15 protein-coding genes and 1 tRNA gene are annotated in these 19,564 nt (G+C 54.7%); 15 read left to right on the forward strand and 1 reads right to left on the reverse strand.

Features of this window, described 5'->3' with window-relative positions:
- The first annotated feature begins 92 nt into the window (after positions 1–92).
- The 14 genes from tuf (ACJJJB_RS21650) to tuf (ACJJJB_RS21715) all read left to right on the forward strand — a co-directional run bounded on the left by tuf (ACJJJB_RS21650) (position 93) and on the right by tuf (ACJJJB_RS21715) (position 18,402).
- The gene (gene tuf, locus ACJJJB_RS21650) at positions 93–1,286 is read left to right on the forward strand and encodes an elongation factor Tu (RefSeq protein ID WP_020411101.1); all 1,194 of its coding nucleotides are present in this window, start codon (positions 93–95) and stop codon (positions 1,284–1,286) included.
- 101 nt (positions 1,287–1,387) lie between these two features.
- Positions 1,388–1,463: transfer RNA gene (locus ACJJJB_RS21655), tRNA-Trp, on the forward strand.
- A 117-nt stretch (positions 1,464–1,580) separates the two neighbouring features.
- A complete protein-coding gene (gene secE, locus ACJJJB_RS21660; protein WP_020411128.1) occupies positions 1,581–1,949 on the forward strand; it encodes a preprotein translocase subunit SecE in 369 nt (122 codons plus the stop codon).
- A 10-nt stretch (positions 1,950–1,959) separates the two neighbouring features.
- Entirely contained in the window at positions 1,960–2,493 is a 534-nt protein-coding gene (gene nusG, locus ACJJJB_RS21665) for a transcription termination/antitermination protein NusG (RefSeq protein ID WP_026304859.1), read from the forward strand.
- A gap of 158 nt (positions 2,494–2,651) precedes the next feature.
- Positions 2,652–3,083 (forward strand): 50S ribosomal protein L11, encoded by a 432-nt coding sequence (gene rplK, locus ACJJJB_RS21670; RefSeq protein ID WP_020411126.1) that lies wholly within the window; start codon positions 2,652–2,654, stop codon positions 3,081–3,083.
- On the forward strand, positions 3,084–3,779 hold the full coding sequence (rplA, locus tag ACJJJB_RS21675) for a 50S ribosomal protein L1 (RefSeq protein WP_020411125.1): 696 nt from the start codon (positions 3,084–3,086) through the stop codon (positions 3,777–3,779).
- A 280-nt stretch (positions 3,780–4,059) separates the two neighbouring features.
- On the forward strand, positions 4,060–4,554 hold the full coding sequence (gene rplJ, locus ACJJJB_RS21680) for a 50S ribosomal protein L10 (protein ID WP_020411124.1): 495 nt from the start codon (positions 4,060–4,062) through the stop codon (positions 4,552–4,554).
- Positions 4,555–4,631: 77 nt separating this feature from the next.
- Positions 4,632–5,000 carry a 50S ribosomal protein L7/L12 gene (gene rplL, locus ACJJJB_RS21685; protein WP_020411123.1) on the forward strand — a complete coding sequence of 123 codons (369 nt, stop codon included), beginning with the start codon at positions 4,632–4,634 and terminating at the stop codon, positions 4,998–5,000.
- Positions 5,001–5,297: 297 nt separating this feature from the next.
- Positions 5,298–9,371: a DNA-directed RNA polymerase subunit beta gene (gene rpoB / locus ACJJJB_RS21690; RefSeq protein ID WP_020411122.1), complete on the forward strand. Its 4,074-nt coding sequence runs from the start codon at positions 5,298–5,300 to the stop codon at positions 9,369–9,371.
- Between the two features lie 131 nt (positions 9,372–9,502).
- The gene (rpoC, locus tag ACJJJB_RS21695; protein ID WP_445365480.1) at positions 9,503–13,732 is read left to right on the forward strand and encodes a DNA-directed RNA polymerase subunit beta'; all 4,230 of its coding nucleotides are present in this window, start codon (positions 9,503–9,505) and stop codon (positions 13,730–13,732) included.
- Between the two features lie 249 nt (positions 13,733–13,981).
- Positions 13,982–14,356: a 30S ribosomal protein S12 gene (gene rpsL / locus ACJJJB_RS21700; RefSeq protein ID WP_020411120.1), complete on the forward strand. Its 375-nt coding sequence runs from the start codon at positions 13,982–13,984 to the stop codon at positions 14,354–14,356.
- Between the two features lie 110 nt (positions 14,357–14,466).
- The gene (gene rpsG / locus ACJJJB_RS21705) at positions 14,467–14,937 is read left to right on the forward strand and encodes a 30S ribosomal protein S7 (RefSeq protein ID WP_020411119.1); all 471 of its coding nucleotides are present in this window, start codon (positions 14,467–14,469) and stop codon (positions 14,935–14,937) included.
- Between the two features lie 90 nt (positions 14,938–15,027).
- Positions 15,028–17,133 carry an elongation factor G gene (gene fusA, locus ACJJJB_RS21710; protein ID WP_020411118.1) on the forward strand — a complete coding sequence of 702 codons (2,106 nt, stop codon included), beginning with the start codon at positions 15,028–15,030 and terminating at the stop codon, positions 17,131–17,133.
- A 75-nt stretch (positions 17,134–17,208) separates the two neighbouring features.
- Complete coding sequence (tuf, locus tag ACJJJB_RS21715) at positions 17,209–18,402, forward strand: elongation factor Tu (protein WP_020411101.1); 1,194 nt, start codon at positions 17,209–17,211, stop codon at positions 18,400–18,402.
- Positions 18,403–18,549: 147 nt separating this feature from the next.
- On the opposite strand, the gene ACJJJB_RS21720 is transcribed toward tuf (ACJJJB_RS21715), so the two are convergent.
- Positions 18,550–19,059, reverse strand: coding sequence for an aminoacyl-tRNA deacylase (locus tag ACJJJB_RS21720; RefSeq protein WP_020411383.1), 510 nt, complete (start codon positions 19,057–19,059; stop codon positions 18,550–18,552).
- Between the two features lie 142 nt (positions 19,060–19,201).
- Here ACJJJB_RS21720 and rpsJ point away from each other — a divergent pair, with 142 nt between their 5' ends.
- On the forward strand, positions 19,202–19,513 hold the full coding sequence (gene rpsJ / locus ACJJJB_RS21725; protein WP_010133849.1) for a 30S ribosomal protein S10: 312 nt from the start codon (positions 19,202–19,204) through the stop codon (positions 19,511–19,513).
- The last annotated feature ends 51 nt before the right edge of the window (positions 19,514–19,564 follow it).

A 19,564-nucleotide genomic window follows, 5' to 3' on the forward strand; every position in this document is an offset into this window, starting at 1 on the left:
TTTGTGTCCGGGGTCGGGGTTTTCCGGGTCGGATGCGCATGTTCTGGACATGGGTGGGATCGTTAACGGTTCACCTATATTAGGAGGCTGCAATGGCAAAAGAAAAGTTTGAACGTTCCAAGCCCCACGTGAACGTGGGCACCATCGGTCACGTTGACCACGGTAAAACCACCCTGACCGCTGCTCTGACCCGCGTATGTGCGGAAGTATGGGGCGGTGACGCTGTAGCTTTCGACGGTATCGACAATGCACCGGAAGAGCGTGAGCGCGGTATCACCATCGCTACCTCTCACGTTGAGTACGAGTCCCCGACTCGCCACTACGCGCACGTAGACTGCCCGGGACACGCCGACTACGTTAAGAACATGATCACCGGTGCTGCTCAGATGGACGGCGCTATCCTGGTATGTTCCGCAGCTGACGGCCCCATGCCGCAGACTCGTGAGCACATCCTGCTTTCCCGTCAGGTAGGTGTACCTTACATCGTTGTGTTCCTGAACAAAGCGGACATGGTAGACGACGAAGAACTGCTCGAGCTGGTAGAGATGGAAGTTCGCGAACTTCTGGACCAGTACGAGTTCCCGGGTGACGACACTCCGATCATCGTTGGTTCTGCTCTGATGGCCCTGAACGGCGAAGACGACAACGAAATGGGTACCACCGCTGTTAAGAAGCTGGTTGAAACCCTGGACGAGTACATTCCTGAGCCGGAGCGCGCTGTAGACCTGCCGTTCCTGATGCCGATCGAAGACGTATTCTCCATCTCCGGCCGTGGTACCGTGGTAACCGGTCGTGTAGAGCGCGGTGTAATCCACACTGGCGACGAGATCGAAATCGTTGGTATCAAAGAGACCACCACTACCACCTGTACTGGTGTTGAGATGTTCCGCAAGCTGCTCGACGAAGGTCGTGCAGGTGAGAACATCGGCGCGCTGCTGCGCGGCACCAAGCGTGACGAAGTGGAGCGTGGTCAGGTACTGGCTAAGCCTGGTTCTATCACTCCGCACACCAAGTTCGAAGCGGAAGTGTACGTACTGTCCAAGGACGAAGGTGGTCGTCACACCCCGTTCTTTAAAGGCTACCGTCCTCAGTTCTACTTCCGTACTACCGACGTAACTGGTGCGGTAGAGCTGCCGGAAGGTACTGAAATGGTAATGCCGGGCGACAACATTCAAATGGTTGTTACCCTGATCGCTCCGATCGCCATGGAAGACGGCCTGCGTTTCGCTATTCGCGAAGGTGGTCGTACCGTAGGTGCGGGCGTTGTTGCTAAGATCATCGAGTAATCTTTGATCTTCGTGCCGCCGAGGTTCCTTGGCGGTGCACCAGATGAGAGGGCAGGCTATAGTCCTCTCCATCTTCGAGTGTTAAAGCACTCGTGATGTACAGGCCAGTAGTTCAATTGGTAGAGCACCGGTCTCCAAAACCGGCTGTTGGGGGTTCGAGTCCCTCCTGGCCTGCCATTTTCAATCACTCCGCTTAGGATAAGCTTAGGGGTGTCGCGAAACCCTGCTTATGAGTGGGGCTTTTGTGTTTTTGAGCACTAGGGGCTTATCTGTAGTGCGCTAAGGGCTTCATATATGAATGCTAAAGCAGAAGCGAAAACCTTTCGTCTTGACGGCCTAAAGTGGCTGCTGATAGTGCTGTTGGTTGGCGGTGCTGTCGCGGGCAACTCTTATTATGCCGAATTCCCCTTGATCTACCGCGTGTTGGCAGTTACTGCCATCTGCTTGGTCGCTCTGGTTGTGGCAGTAAATACCGCCAAAGGCAATGCTCTCTGGCAACTGTTGCGCGAGGCGCAAACCGAGGTCAGGCGCGTGGTTTGGCCGACCCGCCAAGAGGCAACCCAGACCACAGTGATTGTGGTGGTTTTTGTATTGATTATGGCGTTAATTCTCTGGGCGCTGGACTCCGCATTAGGTTGGGCGGCATCCAAACTCATCGGCTAAAGGTTGATACATGTCAAAGCATTGGTATGTGGTCCAGGCTTACTCGGGATATGAGAAGCGTGTTGCCAGCTCCCTAAAAGAGCGAATTGAGCTGCACGAAATGGATCACCTGTTTGGTGAAGTGCTGGTTCCCACCGAAGAAGTGGTGGAGATGCGAGCAGGACAGAAGCGTAAAAGTGAGCGTAAGTTCTTCCCCGGCTATGTTCTGGTGGAAATGGAACTGAATGATGACACCTGGCACCTGGTAAAAGAAACTCCACGTGTGCTCGGTTTTATCGGTGGTAAGGCGGATAGGCCGGCGCCTATTACCGATCGAGAGGCGCAGGCTATCCTGAATCGCATTGATGATTCTGTCGATAAGCCGAAGCCCAAAACACTGTTTGAGCCTGGCGAAATGGTTCGGGTTATCGACGGTCCGTTTAATGATTTCAATGGTGTGGTTGAAGAAGTTAACTACGAGAAGAGCCGCTTGCGCGTAGCAGTGTTGATTTTCGGACGCTCCACCCCGGTTGAGCTGGAATTTAGCCAGGTAGAAAAGACCTGATTCCAGTATATTTTTTTGCCCTCTTTCGCCGCGAGGTGGAAGGGGGTTTTCGCGTCCCCGAAAAATAAGTTTTATTTTTGGGGTTTTGGGGAGCCGGTTCCTTTGATCATAGTGGTTAGTTGGAATGGGCGTTACCACCCATCTAGAGGAGAGCTGTAATGGCTAAGAAAGTAGAAGCTTATATCAAGCTACAAGTTAAGGCCGGTCAGGCCAATCCAAGTCCACCCGTAGGTCCTGCACTGGGTCAGCACGGCGTGAACATCATGGAATTCTGTAAGGCGTTCAATGCCCAGACCCAGAGCCTCGAGCCAGGTCTGCCAGTGCCGGTTGTGATCTCTGTTTACAGTGATCGCTCCTTCACCTTCATTATGAAATCTCCGCCTGCCGCGGTCCTGCTGCGCAAGGCTGCCAAGATCAAGAGCGGTTCCGGTCGTCCTAATACCGACAAGGTGGGCAAGGTTACCCGTGCTCAGCTGGAAGAGATCGTGGAAATGAAGAAAGCCGACCTGACTGCATCCGACATGGACGCGGCCGTGCGCACCATCGCTGGTTCCGCACGCAGTGCCGGTATCGAAGTGGAGGGTCTCTAAGTGGCTAAATTGAGCAAGCGTCAGCGCGCTATCGCTGAGAAAGTGGAAGCTGGCAAGGCTTATGGCATTGAAGAAGCTGTTGCCCTGCTGAAAGAGCTGTCCAACGTTAAGTTTGCAGAGACTGTAGACGCCTCTGTAAACCTGGGCATCGACCCGCGTAAATCCGACCAGGCTGTTCGTGGTGCGACCACTCTGCCGCACGGTACCGGTAAAGAAGTTCGCGTAGCTGTTTTCACCCAGGGTGCAAATGCTGACGCCGCTAAGGAAGCGGGCGCTGACCTGATCGGTATGGATGAGCTGGCTGCCGATGTTAAAGCCGGCAAGATGGACTTCGACGTAGTAATCGCTTCTCCGGATGCGATGCGCGTAGTTGGCCAGCTGGGTCAAATCCTCGGCCCGCGTGGCCTGATGCCGAACCCGAAGACTGGCACTGTAACTCCAGACGTTGCCACTGCTGTTAAGAATGCCAAAGCTGGTCAGGTGCGTTTCCGCGCTGACAAAGGCGGCATCATCCACGGAGGTATCGGCAAGGTAGCTTTCGATGCAAATGCACTGAAAGAAAACCTGGAAGCCCTGGTTGCCGACCTGAAGAAAGCCAAGCCGGCTTCCGCTAAGGGCGTGTACCTGAAGAAGATCACCTTGAGCACCACTATGGGCCCGGGCCTGGTTATCGACCAGTCTTCTCTGACCATCTAATTATGGCAGTGCAGCCCTCTGGGGCTGTATGCCGAAATGAACTTTGGGGTCCACTTGATGCTTCGGCAGAAATGTGGGCCGTCAAAGACCGTAGGTGCCCGGTGCGTTGAGGTTTAACGTGTCTGGCTTAATCCAAACCTCGGCCAGGTTGGTCGCTAAGAGGTTTGAGCCTACGCAGACGGTGTCGCCCAAACCAGTATTTTTTACTGGATTTGAGCTTTATGCACCGGAACGGATCGGACGGTTAAGTCCGATTTTTTTCAAATCCAGGAGTGACACTATGGCTATTGGACTCGAAGACAAGAAAGCGATTGTCGCAGATGTCCAGCAAGCTGCTGAGGGTGCTCTGTCTGCGGTAGTTGCGGATTCCCGCGGCGTAACCGTGAATGACATGACTGCCCTGCGCAAAGAGGCTCGCGAGAACGGCGTTTGGTTAAAAGTCGTCCGCAATACTCTGGCGCGTCGCGCTCTGGCAGGAACCGATTACGAATGTCTGACCGACAAATTCGTAGGTCCCAGCATTATTGCATTTTCCAACGAACACCCGGGTGCCGGTGCGCGCATCCTGAGCCAGTTCGCCAAGGGCAATGACAAGCTGGAACTGAAAGGTGCTGCCTTCGAAGGCGCGATCACCGACGTCGCACTGTTGGCAAGCCTGCCGACATACGACGAGGCGATCGCCAAGCTGATGAGCGTGTTGAAAGAAGCATCTGCTGGCAAGCTGGTTCGCACTATTGCGGCCGTTCGCGACCAAAAAGAGCAGGAAGCTGCATAATTTTTTCGCAAGAGCGAATCGCAGTTTCAAAACGAAATACGAGCAGCTACTGCTCAAACCAATTCAGGTAATGACTCATGTCTCTGACTAAAGAAGATATCATCAACGCTGTTGCTGAAATGTCCGTTAAGGACGTTGTTGAGCTGATCGAAGCGATGGAAGAGAAGTTCGGTGTAACTGCTGCTGCAGCAGTTGTAGCCGGTCCGGCTGGCGGCGAAGCTGCTGCTGAAGAGAAGGACTCTTTCGACGTGATCCTGACCTCTGCAGGCGACAAGAAAGTGAACGTGATTAAAGCTGTTCGCGGCATCACTGGCCTGGGCCTGAAAGAAGCCAAGGCACTGGTTGACGGCGCTCCGAGCCCGCTGAAAGAAGGCGCAACCAAAGACGAAGCTGAAGCCGCTAAGAAAGAGCTGGAAGAAGCTGGCGCAACTGTAGAACTGAAGTAATTCAGTTGTTGCGATTCCCGCTAGCAGTCGCGTAAAGCGGCAGGTAGCGGTAAGGCTGGTGGACTTTGTCCGCCGGCCTTTTTGCCGTTTGCGGTACTGAGGTTTTTAGTGGTGCCGGCGGAAGGAAAAACCGTGGCAAACCTCATTTAACCATAGCGCAGCCATGCTGCCTAAAAGCAAGCGGAGAGGTTTCTGATCAGTACAGCCCAAACTGTGTTGCTCAGAGGCTTCTCGCCCGGAGGAACTCCCGAATGGAGTTCCACGAAGTCTTGTCACTGATCAAGCTGGGGAATTTGAATGGCTTACTCATATACTGAGAAAAAACGTATCCGCAAGGATTTTGGCAAACTGCCTAAGGTCATGGATGTGCCCTTCCTGCTTGCGATACAGCTGGATTCATATCGCAATTTTACACAGGCCGACAAGCGCCCAGATGACCGCCTGGATGTTGGCCTGCAGGCGGCGTTTAAATCTGTATTTCCAATTGTCAGCTATTCCGGCAATGCCGCCCTGGAGTACGTGAGCTATACGCTGGGTAAGCCGGCTTTTGATGTAAAAGAGTGCACCCTGCGCGGTGTCACTTACGCGTGCCCACTGCGCGTGCGAGTACGCCTGATTATTTACGATAAAGAGTCTGCGAATAAGTCCATCAAGGACATCAAAGAGCAGGAAGTGTACATGGGCGAAATCCCGCTCATGACCGACAACGGTACTTTTGTAATCAATGGTACTGAGCGGGTAATCGTATCCCAGTTACACCGTTCCCCGGGTGTATTTTTCGATCACGACAAAGGCAAGACTCACTCCTCCGGTAAGCTGTTGTACGCCGCACGAGTTATCCCTTACCGTGGATCCTGGTTGGATTTCGAGTTCGACCCGAAAGATCTGGTATTCGTACGTATCGACCGTCGCCGCAAACTGCCAGCGACGATTCTGTTGCGTGCACTGGGTTATAGCTCCCAGGAAATGCTGGAGATGTTCTTCGAGACCAGCAGGTTTGAGCTGCACGAGGATCACGTCAGCCTGGAACTGATCCCTTCTCGCTTGCGTGGTGACGTTGCCTCCTTTGATATCAAAGATGACCAGGGCAAGGTGATTGTGGAAGAGGGGCGTCGTATCACTCCGCGCCACATTCGCCAGCTGGAAAAGGCCGGTGTTGAGAAACTGGAAGCACCCCTGGAGTACCTGTTTGGCCGCACCTTGGCCCACGATATTGTCGATGAATCCACCGGCGAAATTGCGGTCGAGTGTAATACCGAGATCACTGCAGAAGTGATCGCGCAGTTGCGTGTGCTGAATATCAAGCAGTTCGATACTCTGTACACCAATGATCTGGACCGGGGACCGTTTATCTCCGATACCCTGCGTGCAGAGCCCTCCCGCACTCAGCTGGAAGCGCTGGTAGAGATCTACCGCATGATGCGCCCGGGCGAGCCACCTACCAAGGAATCTGCGGAGTCCCTGTTCGAGAACCTGTTCTTTACCGACGAGCGCTATGACCTGTCTGCGGTTGGCCGCATGAAGTTCAACCGCCGCCTGGGCCGTGAAGATGAAACAGGCCAGGGCACCCTGAGCAAAGAAGATATCGTTGATGTGCTGAAAATGTTGATCGATATCCGCAACGGCCAGGGTATGGTGGACGATATTGACCACCTGGGTAACCGTCGCGTGCGTTCCGTAGGTGAGATGGCTGAAAACCAGTTCCGCGTTGGACTGGTGCGTGTTGAGCGCGCGGTCAAAGAGCGCCTGTCCATGGCAGAGTCTGAAGGCCTGATGCCGCAAGACCTGATCAACGCCAAGCCGGTAGCAGCTGCCGTTAAAGAGTTCTTCGGTTCCTCACAGCTGTCTCAGTTTATGGACCAGAACAACCCGCTGTCGGAAGTTACCCACAAGCGCCGTGTTTCCGCATTGGGCCCGGGTGGCCTGACGCGCGAGCGCGCCGGCTTTGAGGTACGAGACGTACACCCTACGCACTACGGCCGCGTATGTCCTATTGAAACACCGGAAGGACCGAACATCGGTCTGATTAACTCCCTGGCGACTTACGCCCGTGCCAACCACTATGGCTTCCTTGAGAGTGCCTACCGCAAAGTGGTTGATGGCAAGGTTACCGACGAAATCGAGTACCTGTCTGCGATTAACGAGGCCAACTACGTAATTGCCCAGGCGTCTGCTGCTGTTGATGATGAAGGCAATTTCACCGATGACCTGGTGAGCGTGCGTCACCAAAATGAATTCGCCCTGAAAGCGCCGGGTGAAATTCAGTATATGGATGTATCCGCTAAGCAGGTGGTTTCTGTTGCTGCGGCAATGATTCCTTTCCTTGAGCACGATGACGCCAACCGTGCATTGATGGGATCGAACATGCAACGCCAGGCGGTTCCAACCCTGCGTGCTGAAAAGCCGTTGGTGGGTACCGGTATGGAACGCACTGTGGCGCGTGACTCCGGTGTGTGTGTGGTAGCCAAGCGCGGCGGTGTGATTGAACGTGTAGATTCCAGCCGCGTTGTAGTGCGAGTGGCTGATGCTGAGGTTGAAGCCGGTGATGCAGGTGTGGATATCTACAATCTGACCAAGTACATCCGCTCCAACCAGAATACCTGTATTAACCAACGCCCGATCGTAAGCACCGGTGATCGCGTTGAGCGCGGTGACATTCTTGCCGATGGCCCGTCTGTTGATCTGGGTGAGCTGGCACTGGGCCAGAATATGCGCATCGCATTTATGCCCTGGAATGGCTACAACTTTGAGGACTCCATCCTTATCAGTGAGCGTGTTGTACAGGAAGACCGCTTCACCACCATCCATATTCAGGAGCTGACCTGTATTGCCCGTGATACCAAGTTGGGCAGTGAGGAAATCACCGCGGATATTCCTAACGTGGGTGAGTCTGCGCTGAATAAACTGGATGAATCCGGCATCGTGTATATCGGTGCGGAAGTGGGCCCCGGCGATATTCTGGTGGGCAAGGTAACTCCGAAAGGTGAAGCACAGCTGACTCCGGAAGAGAAGCTGCTGCGCGCAATCTTCGGTGAGAAAGCCTCCGACGTTAAGGACACCTCCCTGCGTGCGCCTAGCGGCACCCGCGGTACCGTGATCGATGTACAGGTGTTTACCCGGGACGGTCTGCAAAAAGACCAGCGTTCCATCGATATCGAGAAAGCCCAGTTGGATGAGGTTCGCAAGGACCTGAACGAAGAATACCGCATTGTTGAAGCCGCTACTTTTGAGCGCTTGCAGAAGGCATTGCAAGGCCAGAAAGCCGCTGGTGGTAAAGGTATCAGCAAAGGTCAGGAACTGACTGCTGAAGTGCTGGGTGCGCTGCCACGCGAAGACTGGTTCAAGCTGCGTATGGAAGAAGAAGGCTTGAATGATCAGCTGGAAAAGGCGGAAGCTCAGTTGAAAGAGCGCCGTAAGCTGCTGGACGAAGCCTTCGAAGACAAGAAGAAGAAACTGGAGTCCGGCGATGACCTGGCTCCAGGCGTATTGAAAATCGTTAAGGTCTACCTGGCGATCAAGCGCCGCATCCAGCCGGGCGACAAGATGGCCGGTCGCCATGGTAACAAGGGTGTGATCTCCGTAATCAAGCCCGTTGAGGATATGCCGTACGACCAAAACGGTGAGCCGGTAGACATCGTTCTGAATCCACTGGGGGTTCCCTCGCGGATGAACGTCGGGCAGGTTCTGGAAATGCACTTGGGCATGGCTGCTAAAGGCCTCGGCGTCAAAGTCGACAAGATGATTAAGGAGCAGCAGGAAATTGCCAAGGTACGCGGTTTCCTGGAAGAGGTTTACAACTCCACCGGTGGTCGCCGTGAGGAGCTGGAAACCCTGTCCGATGAGGAAGTCATGGGAATGGCGCACAACCTGCGTCGCGGTGTGCCTATGGCAACTCCCGTATTCGACGGTGCCGATGAGAGCGAAATCAAGCAATTGCTCCGCCTTGCGGATATCCCAGATTCCGGACAGATTACTCTGCACGACGGCCGTACAGGCGATGCCTTTGAACGTCCTGTGACTGTGGGCTACATGTACATGCTCAAGCTGAACCACCTGGTGGACGACAAGATGCACGCGCGTTCCACTGGTTCCTACAGCCTGGTTACCCAGCAGCCACTCGGCGGTAAGGCCCAGTTCGGTGGTCAGCGTTTCGGGGAGATGGAGGTCTGGGCACTGGAAGCTTACGGTGCGGCTTACACCCTGCAGGAAATGCTCACAGTTAAATCCGATGACGTGGAAGGTCGTACCAAGATGTACAAAAACATCGTGGACTCTGACCACCGTATGGAGCCCGGCATGCCGGAATCCTTCAACGTACTGGTTAAGGAAATCCGTTCTCTCGGTATGAACTTCGAGCTCGAGCACGAGTAAGACCGATTTGTGCAGCAGCCTGTTAGCAGGCGAATTGAGACAAGTGCCGGCGCCCCTGAATGCAGTAGGGCACCGGCCCACCCGGCACAGCTTGTCTGCCGGGTTGACTATCCCCTAGTGGAGGAAAGGCCTTGAAAGATTTATTAAATCTGGTGAAGTCCCAGGAGCACCTGGAAGAGTTTGATGCGATCCGCATCGGTCTGGCCTCGCCGGACATGATTCGCTCCTGGTCCTACGGCGAAGTGAAGAAGCCGGAGACCATTAACTATCGTACCTTCAAGCCAGAGCGCGAAGGTTTGTTCTGTGCCAAGATCTTTGGTCCAGTGAAGGATTACGAGTGCTTGTGCGGTAAGTACAAGCGCATGAAGCATCGCGGCATTATCTGTGAGAAGTGTGGCGTTGAAGTTACCAAGGCCAAAGTGCGCCGTGAGCGTATGGGCCACATTGAGCTGGCTAGCCCGGTTGCGCATATCTGGTTCCTGAAATCCCTGCCGTCCCGTATCGGCCTGCTGCTGGATATGACCCTGCGTGATATCGAGCGTGTGCTGTATTTTGAATCCTACGTGGTAACCGAGCCCGGCATGACCACCCTGGAGCGCGGCCAGCTGCTAAATGACGAGCAGTACTTCGAGGCGATGGAAGAATTCGCCGATGAGTTCGAAGCAAAGATGGGTGCCGAAGCGATCCAGGAGTTGATGAGTGACATCGAATTGCCTGCTGAGATTCAGCGTCTGCGTGAAGAGATCCCGGCTACCAACTCCGAGACCAAGATCAAGAAACTGTCCAAGCGCCTGAAGCTGCTGGAAGCTTTCTACAAGTCCGGCAATAACCCCGAGTGGATGGTAATGCAGGCACTGCCTGTTCTGCCGCCGGATCTGCGCCCACTGGTACCGTTGGATGGTGGCCGCTTTGCGACCTCCGATCTGAACGACCTCTACCGCCGTGTGATTAACCGTAACAACCGCCTGAAGCGCCTGCTCGAGTTGAATGCGCCAGATATTATCGTGCGCAACGAAAAGCGTATGCTGCAGGAATCTGTGGATGCGCTGTTGGATAATGGTCGTCGCGGCCGTGCCATCACTGGCTCTAACAAGCGCCCGCTGAAGTCCCTGGCGGACATGATTAAAGGTAAGCAAGGTCGTTTCCGTCAGAACCTGCTGGGTAAGCGTGTTGACTATTCCGGTCGTTCCGTAATTGTGGTCGGTCCGACCCTGCGCCTGCATCAGTGTGGCCTGCCCAAGAAAATGGCGTTGGAGCTGTTCAAACCGTTTATTTTCGGCAAGCTCGAAGCCCGAGGCCTGGCCACCACCATCAAAGCTGCCAAGAAAATGGTCGAGCGCGAGGAAGCGGTCGTTTGGGATATTCTCGACGAAGTTATCCGCGAGCACCCGGTACTGCTTAACCGTGCCCCGACTCTTCACCGTCTGGGTATCCAGGCGTTTGAGCCGGTACTGATTGAAGGTAAAGCAATCCAGCTGCACCCGCTGGTTTGTGCCGCCTATAACGCCGACTTCGACGGCGACCAGATGGCGGTACACGTACCGCTGACTATTGAAGCGCAGCTGGAATCCCGCGCGCTGATGATGTCCACCAACAATATCCTGTCGCCCGCAAACGGTGAACCGATCATCGTACCTTCCCAGGACGTGGTGCTGGGTCTGTATTGGATGACCCGTGAGCGTGTAAATGATAGAGGCGAGGGCATGTTCTTCTCCGATATCAAGGAAGTGAGCCGCGCCTTCTACGCCAAGCAGGTTGGCTTGCAGGCGAAAGTCAAGGTGCGCATCCGCGAGAAGATTCTTGGTGAGGATGGGGAGAAGCACGAGAGTATCTCTGTACAGGACACCACTGTCGGCCGTGCGCTGCTTTGGAACATCGTACCGGAAGGCCTACCGTTCGAGCTGGTTAACCAGCCGATGAAAAAGAAATCCATTTCTCGTGTGCTTAACGAGTGCTACCGCAAGGTGGGCCTGAAGGCGACAGTTATTTTCGCTGACCAGCTGATGTACACCGGTTTCGATTTCTCTACAAAGTCCGGTTCCTCCATTGGTGTGAATGACTTTGAAATCCCAGCTGCCAAGGCCGACCTGATCGGCGCTGCTGAAGCTGAAGTAAAAGAGATTGAAAGCCAGTTTGCTTCTGGTCTGGTAACCCAGGGTGAGAAGTACAACAAGGTTATCGATGTTTGGTCCCGTACCAACGATAAGGTAACCCAGGCAATGATGGCGGGGATCAAGAAAGAGAAGGTGATCGATCGCGGGGGTAAAGAAGCCGAGCAGGATTCCTTCAACTCTGTATACATGTACGCCGACTCAGGCGCACGGGGTTCTGAGGCGCAGATTCGCCAGCTCGCTGGTATGCGTGGTCTGATGGCTCGTCCAGATGGTTCCATTATTGAGAACGCCATTACCGCGAACTTCCGTGAAGGTCTGACTGTACAGCAGTACTTCATCTCGACCCACGGTGCTCGTAAAGGTCTGGCGGATACCGCACTGAAAACCGCTAACTCCGGTTACCTGACTCGCCGCCTGGTGGATGTTGCTCAAGACGTGGTAATCACTGAAGTGGATTGTGGCACCGATGATGGTCTGACAATGGCGCCGGTAATTGAGGGTGGTGACGTAATCGAGTCTCTCGGTGACCGTATCCTCGGCCGTGTTGTAGCCCGCGATGTCCTCAAGCCTGGTAGCGATGAAATTGCCGTTCCCGCTGGCACTATGATCGACGAGAAGTGGGTAGAGCGCATCGAAGCCATGGGTATCGATGAGGTTCTGGTTCGCTCCCCGATCAGCTGTACCACCGCCCACGGTATTTGTGCCCAGTGTTACGGTCGTGACCTGGCCCGTGGCCACCGCGCCAACCCAGGTGAGTCTGTGGGTGTTGTTGCCGCACAGTCTATCGGTGAGCCGGGCACTCAGCTGACCATGCGTACCTTCCACATTGGTGGTGCTGCGAGCCGTGCTTCTGCAGCGGACAGTATTCAGGTGAAGCTGGGCGGTACCGTACGCCTGCACAATGTGAAGACAGTGAAAACCGAAGCCGGCACTCTGGTAGCGGTTTCCCGCTCCGGTGAGTTGGCTATTGCTGATGGTGCTGGCCGCGAGCGTGAGCGCTATAAGCTGCCTTACGGCGCTGTGATCAGCGTTTACGAAGGTGCTGAGGTAGACGGTGGCCAGATTGTGGCCAAGTGGGATCCGCACACCCACCCGATCATCACCGAGGTTGCCGGTTGGGTGAAGCTGTCCGGTATGGAAGACGGTCTCTCTATTCGCAAGCAGACCGATGATATTACCGGTCTGTCCTCTATTGAGGTAATCGATCCGGCCGAGCGTCCGGCAGCGGGTAAAGACCTGCGTCCTGCAGTAACCCTGGTTGATGAAAATGGCGAAGAGCTGACTCTGGCTAACAGTAATGCGCCGGCGCACTACGCATTGCCGCCGCGCGCCATCCTCAGTCTGGCTGAAGGCAAACAGGTGAACGTGGGTGACGTTATCGCGCGTATTCCGCAGGAATCCGGTGGTACCAAGGATATCACCGGTGGTCTGCCGCGCGTTGCCGACCTGTTCGAGGCCCGTAAGCCGAAAGAGCCGTCTATCCTGGCGGAAATCTCCGGTACTGTTTCCTTCGGTAAAGAGACCAAGGGCAAGGTTCGTCTGCAGATTACTCCGCGCGACGGCAAGCCTCTGGCCAACGGTAAGGATCACTACGAGGTTCTGATTCCGAAGCACCGTCAGCTGACTGTGTTCGAGGGTGAAACCGTAGAAAAGGGTGAGGTTATCTCCGATGGCCCGTCAAACCCGCATGACATCCTGCGCCTGAAAGGTGTGGAAGAGCTGGCACGCTACATCACCAATGAGATCCAGGAAGTTTACCGTCTCCAGGGTGTAGGCATTAACGATAAGCACATCGAGACGATTGTGCGTCAGATGTTGCGTAAAGTGGAGATCACCGAGATGGGTGACTCCGGCTTTATTAAGGGCGATCAGGTTGAATACCAGCGCGTGATAGAAGAGAACGAACAGCTGCGTGCCGAAAACAAGCAGCCTGCGCAATTCGAGCGTCTGTTGCTGGGTATCACTAAAGCCTCTTTGGCCACCGAGTCCTTCCTGTCGGCGGCTTCGTTCCAGGAGACTACTCGCGTTCTAACTGAAGCGGCGGTAACCGGCAAGGAAGACAGCCTGCGCGGTCTGAAAGAGAACGTAGTAGTGGGTCGCCTGATTCCGGCAGGTACTGGTCTGGCCTACCACAGCGAGCGCAAGCGCAAGCGCAGCCTGCAGTTGGAAGAGAGCTTCAGTGAAGGTCCTTCCGCAGCAGAGGTGGAAGCGGCCTTGACCGAGGCCTTGAAGTCCTCTGGCGAATAAGGTGTATTCCCACTCTGCCTTGCCGGCGGAGTGGGGTATATCCAGGCATTTCGGTGCCGAGTGAGATTGGCGACTGTCTGTGATGTAAGCACTTACTTCCGTCGCCGATTGACTAGGCGGGTTGTCGCTTATAGAATGCGGCCCCCGCTGATGTGGGGTGTTTCGTCCGGCCTTCGAGTCGGCGCTACACACAGACGACAGGCCCTCACTGTAAGAGGTGGGGGCATTTTATTTTTGGAGTGATTTTTAATGGCAACGATCAACCAGTTGGTTCGTAAGCCGAGAAAACGCAAAGTCGAAAAAAGCGACGTTCCCGCTCTGCAGGCCAGCCCGCAGCGTCGTGGAGTTTGCACTCGCGTGTACACCACTACACCGAAGAAGCCGAACTCCGCACTGCGCAAAGTTTGCCGTGTGCGTCTCACCAACGGTTTCGAAGTAACTTCGTACATCGGTGGTGAAGGCCACAACCTGCAGGAGCACAGCGTGGTACTGATTCGCGGCGGTCGTGTAAAAGACCTGCCGGGTGTGCGTTACCACACTGTACGCGGTGCACTTGACTGTGCCGGCGTAAACGACCGCAAGCAGGGCCGTTCTAAGTACGGCGCCAAGCGTCCTAAAGGTTAATCTCCTTTAACGATTTGCGTTTCGGTTTCCAACCGGAGTAAGGCTGAGCTCGCCGGATTGTAAGGTTTTACGGCGGCGTCTCAGAATAACCCTGAAGAGAGGCAATACCCATGCCGAGAAGACGAGTAGTCGCCAAGCGCGAAGTACTACCCGATCCCAAGTTCGGGAACGTCACCCTGGCCAAGTTCATGAACCATGTCATGATCAGCGGCAAGAAGTCAGTAGCAGAGCGTATCGTATACGGTGCCCTGGAGACTGTTTCTGAAAAAATGAACAAAGACCCTATCGAAGTATTTGAGGAGTCTTTGGAAAACATCGCGCCTATGGTGGAAGTTAAATCCCGCCGTGTTGGTGGTGCGACCTATCAGGTGCCTGTAGAAGTGCGCCCCTCGCGCCGTATGGCTCTGGCAATGCGTTGGTTGGTGGAGTTCTCCCGCAAGCGCGGCGAGAAGTCCATGGCTCAGCGCCTGGCCAATGAAATGATCGATGCAGCTCAGAACAAGGGCGGTGCGGTCAAGAAGCGTGAAGATGTACACCGCATGGCGGAAGCCAACAAGGCGTTCTCTCACTACCGCTTCTAAGTCTGATGATTACCAACATCGGAAATTAATACCGAAAGGCAGCACGGAAATTTCCAGGCTGCCTTTTGCCGTTATATCGAGGATACAACTGTGGCACGTAAAACGCCTATCGCACGTTACCGCAACATCGGTATCTGTGCCCACGTAGACGCCGGTAAAACCACCACTACTGAGCGCGTACTTTTCTACACTGGTCTGTCCCACAAAATTGGTGAGGTGCACGAAGGCGCCGCAACCATGGACTGGATGGAGCAGGAGCAGGAGCGTGGTATTACCATCACTTCCGCTGCAACCACCTGTTTCTGGGCCGGCATGCAGCAGCAGTTCGACCAGCACCGCGTAAACATCATCGACACCCCGGGACACGTTGACTTCACCATTGAAGTAGAGCGCTCCCTGCGCGTACTCGACGGCGCGGTTGTTGTTCTGTGTGGTTCCTCTGGTGTTCAGCCTCAAACTGAAACCGTTTGGCGCCAGGCGAACAAATACGAAGTACCGCGCATGGTATTCGTCAACAAGATGGACCGCGCCGGTGCGAACTTCCGCAACGTTGTGAGCCAGCTGAAAGACCGTCTGAACGCAAACGCTGTACCGCTGCAAATGACCATCGGTGCTGAGGACGAGTTCAAGGGTGTTGTTGACCTGGTGAAGATGAAAGCCATCATCTGGAACGAAGCAGACCAGGGCATGACCTTTGAATACGCTGACATCCCCGCTGAGCTGCAGGACGAGTGCGACGAAATGCGCGAGTACCTGGTAGAAGCGGCGGCTGAAGCCAGCGAAGAGCTGATGGAGAAATACCTGGAAGAGGGTGAGCTGACCGAAGACGAGATCAAGGCAGCTATCCGCCAGCGTACTCTGGCCAACGAAATCGTTCCGGTTCTGGGCGGCTCCGCCTTCAAGAACAAGGGCGTACAAGCTGTACTGGACGCAGTTATCGAATACCTGCCGGCGCCGACTGAAGTTAAGGCGATCGAAGGTACTCTGGAAGACGGCGAAACCGTTGAGACCCGCGAAGCGGATGACGAGGCTCCGTTCGCCGCTCTGGCGTTCAAAATTGCTACCGATCCCTTCGTTGGCACCCTGACTTTCTTCCGTGTCTACTCCGGTAAGCTGGAGAGCGGTACTGCGGTATACAACTCCGTAAAAATGAAGAAAGAGCGCGTTGGCCGTATGGTGCAGATGCACTCCAACGACCGTCAGGAAATTAAAGAAGTATTGGCTGGCGACATCGCAGCTGCGATCGGTCTGAAGGATGTAACCACTGGTGACACCCTGTGTGCCGAGAGCAACAAGATTGTTCTGGAGCGTATGGAGTTCCCGGAGCCGGTAATTTCTGTTGCGGTTGAGCCCAAGTCCAAGCCGGACCAGGAAAAAATGGGTATTGCCCTCGGCAAGCTGGCCCAGGAAGACCCGTCTTTCCGTGTGAAGACCGACGAGGAAACCGGTCAGACCATCATCTCTGGTATGGGTGAGCTGCACCTGGACATCATCGTCGACCGTATGCGTCGCGAGTTCAACGTTGAAGCGAACATCGGTAAGCCTCAGGTTGCCTACCGTGAAGCGATCCGTAACACCTCTGAGATCGAAGGCAAGTTCGTTCGTCAGTCCGGTGGTCGTGGTCAGTTCGGTCACGTATGGGTGAAATTTGAGCCCGCTGAAGACGAGTCCCAGGAAGGTCTGGAATTTGTTAACGAAATCGTGGGCGGTGTTGTACCTAAGGAATACATCCCGGCGGTATCAAAAGGTATCGAAGAGCAGATGCAAAACGGTGTTCTGGCTGGCTACCCGCTGCTGGGCCTGAAGGCAACTCTGTACGACGGTTCCTACCACGATGTGGACTCCAGTGAAATGGCGTTTAAAATCGCCGGCTCCATGGCGACCAAGAAGCTGTCCTCTGTGGGCGGTGCAGTACTGCTTGAGCCGATGATGAAGGTGGAAGTGGTAACTCCGGAAGAGAACATGGGTGACGTGGTTGGTGACCTCAACCGTCGTCGTGGCCTCATCCAGGGTATGGAAGACAACCCCGCTGGTAAGGTTGTAAACGCGGAAGTACCTCTGGCAGAGATGTTCGGTTACGCAACCGACCTGCGTTCTGCTACTCAGGGCCGTGCTACCTACACCATGGAGTTCCTGAAGTACGCCGAAGCGCCGAAAAATGTTGCCGATGAGATCATCGCAAAGAACAAGGCCTAATTAACTTCTGCTCAAAAGGGCCTCAGTGAATGGCTGAGGCTTCTTTGGCAAACTTTTAGCTAGAGGACATCTAAGATGGCAAAAGAAAAGTTTGAACGTTCCAAGCCCCACGTGAACGTGGGCACCATCGGTCACGTTGACCACGGTAAAACCACCCTGACCGCTGCTCTGACCCGCGTATGTGCGGAAGTATGGGGCGGTGACGCTGTAGCTTTCGACGGTATCGACAATGCACCGGAAGAGCGTGAGCGCGGTATCACCATCGCTACCTCTCACGTTGAGTACGAGTCCCCGACTCGCCACTACGCGCACGTAGACTGCCCGGGACACGCCGACTACGTTAAGAACATGATCACCGGTGCTGCTCAGATGGACGGCGCTATCCTGGTATGTTCCGCAGCTGACGGCCCCATGCCGCAGACTCGTGAGCACATCCTGCTTTCCCGTCAGGTAGGTGTACCTTACATCGTTGTGTTCCTGAACAAAGCGGACATGGTAGACGACGAAGAACTGCTCGAGCTGGTAGAGATGGAAGTTCGCGAACTTCTGGACCAGTACGAGTTCCCGGGTGACGACACTCCGATCATCGTTGGTTCTGCTCTGATGGCCCTGAACGGCGAAGACGACAACGAAATGGGTACCACCGCTGTTAAGAAGCTGGTTGAAACCCTGGACGAGTACATTCCTGAGCCGGAGCGCGCTGTAGACCTGCCGTTCCTGATGCCGATCGAAGACGTATTCTCCATCTCCGGCCGTGGTACCGTGGTAACCGGTCGTGTAGAGCGCGGTGTAATCCACACTGGCGACGAGATCGAAATCGTTGGTATCAAAGAGACCACCACTACCACCTGTACTGGTGTTGAGATGTTCCGCAAGCTGCTCGACGAAGGTCGTGCAGGTGAGAACATCGGCGCGCTGCTGCGCGGCACCAAGCGTGACGAAGTGGAGCGTGGTCAGGTACTGGCTAAGCCTGGTTCTATCACTCCGCACACCAAGTTCGAAGCGGAAGTGTACGTACTGTCCAAGGACGAAGGTGGTCGTCACACCCCGTTCTTTAAAGGCTACCGTCCTCAGTTCTACTTCCGTACTACCGACGTAACTGGTGCGGTAGAGCTGCCGGAAGGTACTGAAATGGTAATGCCGGGCGACAACATTCAAATGGTTGTTACCCTGATCGCTCCGATCGCCATGGAAGACGGCCTGCGTTTCGCTATTCGCGAAGGTGGTCGTACCGTAGGTGCGGGCGTTGTTGCTAAGATCATCGAGTAATCGTTACTCGTGATCTGAAAAAGCCGCGGCGGAAACGCTGCGGCTTTTTTTATGCCCGAAATAGAGATTTGGAGTTAAGGGTTGGCGACATAATTGAAAGCACCCTTAATTACGGTTGGCCAGCGGCCTGGTTGGTCGGGTGGTAATTTACGGCCAATCCTTGCTCAGGTCGGCTGTGTGGCTGCTGATAAAGAGCTTGGTGAATTGTGGTCCGTCCATTTCCACAAGTTCTTCGTGGTCACCGGCCTCGAAATAAATGGTCTCCTGGTGGCTGAGGCTGCTGTCCAGCAGGGTGGTGATGCCATACGCCTGGCCAATTGGGGGGAGGGCGCCCAATTCACAATCCGGGAAGATTGAACCGAGTTCATTCTCCGCAACCATTTCCAGGCCGTTACGACCGGTTTCCATATGTACGGCACGCATATCCAGGCTGCTACTGGCGGGTATTACCACCATTACATAGCCGTCATTGTCCTGCAGCATAATCGCCTTGGCTACCTGGTCCTCTCTGACATGGGCTGCGTGTGCGCTTTCGCGGCTGGTTCGTGTATGTGGGTGTTGAACCAGGTGGTAGTCGACCGACTGGTCATTGAGGTATTGACTCAATTTTGCGGCAATAGTCATTTCTGTACCCTCGTTCCACTTTAGGTACTTCATTGTAGTTTGCGCAGATTGAAATTTGCGCAGGCTGTACAGTTGACAGCCTCCCGCTCTCCCCGTAGAATTCGCGCTCCTTTTCGCCCGCCCTCGGGGCTGCGGAAGAGGACGTTCTTTAGTTCATAAGTTGGAGTTTGATTCCATGCAGGGTCAACGTATCCGTATTCGCCTGAAGGCCTTCGATCACAAGTTGATCGACGCGTCCACTCAGGAGATCGTAGAGACGGCTAAGCGCACTGGCGCACAAGTTCGCGGTCCTATCCCGCTGCCGACTCGCAAAGAGAAGTACACCGTACTGATTTCTCCGCACGTTAATAAAGACGCTCGCGACCAGTACGAAATCCGTACTCACAAGCGTTTGCTGGACATCGTTGAGCCTACCGAGAAAACCGTCGACGCGCTGATGAAGCTCGATCTGGCGGCCGGTGTTGAGGTCCAAATTAGTCTCGGCTAACACTTTTACTAACTACCGAATCCCGGGCGAAAAAGGTCCGGGTAGTGTAAC

It is taken from the genome of Microbulbifer variabilis (assembly GCF_052468405.1).